The organism is Micromonospora thermarum (assembly GCF_012034245.1).
GTDB lineage: Bacteria > Actinomycetota > Actinomycetes > Mycobacteriales > Micromonosporaceae > Micromonospora > Micromonospora thermarum.
Map to the genome: position 1 here is coordinate 1 of NZ_JAATEO010000087.1, position 1,364 is coordinate 1,364.

The window sequence follows — 1,364 nt, forward strand, 5'->3', positions numbered from 1 at the left end:
AACAAGATCTTCCGCGCGTTCGTCGACAAGCAGCCGACGGGCGGCCTCACCCGCGACACCATCGTCGACAACCTCACGCTGTACTGGCTGACCGGCACCGGCGCCTCGGCCGCCCGGTGGTACTGGGAGACCGGACGGGCTCAGGCCGCAGCCGGTGCGGCCGGCCAGGCTCCTCCGGCGGTCTCGGTTCCGGTCGGTTTCACGACGTTCCCCGGCGAGATCTTCGCTGCCCCGCGCAGCTGGGTCGAGATGGTCTACCCCAACCTCACCTACTTCAACGAGGTCGACAGGGGCGGCCACTTCGCCGCCTGGGAGAAGCCGGAGCTCTTCTCCGCCGAGGTGCGGGCTGCATTTAGCTCACTGCGCTGATCACGCCATTGTTTTGGTTCTCTATAGGAGGAGGTTCCATGCCAACACAGATCCCTGATCTCTTCCTCGTCGGGGAACTCGACGAGGTCGGAAGGACGAGTGAGCTTGCGGAAGGCGCGCTATATGCGCTTCGCGCCGTCGCAGACTGGATCCAGGCCTTCGTGGTCAGCCCTCACGAGGATCTCGGCCGCGCTGGGCCCGTCTGTCCGTTCGTGCCTGCGGCCTTGGAGCGTAAGACACTTTGGCTCGCTCCTGAGCAGATCGCCGACCGGGGCGTGTCACATGTTGTCGAGCTTATGAACGGCTACAAGAACCTGTTCCTGGACGCTGAACCTATTGACGGCGACGGCGCGAACTACAAGGTGATAGTCGTCGTTTTTACCGACATGTCAGCCGACCGTGCGCAAGGCCTCTTCGACGACGTCCTTCAGCAGCTTGCAGTTCCGTCGTATGTCGAAGATGGAATCGTGTTCGGGCCCTTCTACAAAGGCAATGAGGGGACCGCGACATACAACGCGAGCTTTCGCCCATTCCAATCACCCGTGCCGTTTCTGTTCGTGAGGCAAGGGGTGATCAGCGACTGGAAGTTCTTCCTGGACGACCAGGACTGGCTCAACTATTGGGCGCACCGCTTTAAAGAATCCGCAGTCCACGCTCTTGCTGAGGAACTACGCCACTTGCCGTGGCGCGCGCGGCGCGACTAAGCGGTGCGCCGCCCATCAACTCGGCGCATCGAGGGCAGGGCCGGCCAGCGCCGACCACATTCAGCACCGTCTGCTCCCACTCGTGATCGCAGGCGCTGCACCGCCATCGGCACCGGTCAGTCGCGGATTTTGGCAAGGAGTCAGGGGTGCGGTGCGGGTGGGTCAGGTTGCGGATGAACATGTCGGCCACCGTGGGGTGGGTAGTGCGCAGCGGCGCTGTGGTCGGCGGCCGACGTTTCGCGGCGCGGCATCGTAGGCACACACTTCCGGCGACTCGGAGCCGGATTCTAA

General features: G+C 63.5%; 2 protein-coding genes and 1 pseudogene. 2 read left to right on the forward strand and 1 reads right to left on the reverse strand.

All coding sequences use genetic code 11. From position 1 onward, the window contains the following. Together HCJ94_RS29290 and HCJ94_RS29295 are read left to right on the forward strand one after the other, a co-directional pair. A pseudogene (locus HCJ94_RS29290) lies at positions 1-369 on the forward strand (epoxide hydrolase); the annotation flags it as partial. 38 nt (positions 370-407) lie between these two features. Then, on the forward strand, positions 408-1,073 hold the full coding sequence (locus HCJ94_RS29295) for a DUF6875 domain-containing protein (protein ID WP_168004232.1): 666 nt from the start codon (positions 408-410) through the stop codon (positions 1,071-1,073). Here HCJ94_RS29295 and HCJ94_RS31610 read toward each other — a convergent pair. After that, on the reverse strand, positions 1,003-1,254 hold the full coding sequence (locus tag HCJ94_RS31610) for a zinc-ribbon domain-containing protein (protein ID WP_444939646.1): 252 nt from the start codon (positions 1,252-1,254) through the stop codon (positions 1,003-1,005). The two genes, HCJ94_RS29295 and HCJ94_RS31610, sit on opposite strands and share 71 nt — an antisense overlap. Positions 1,255-1,364 lie beyond the last annotated feature (110 nt).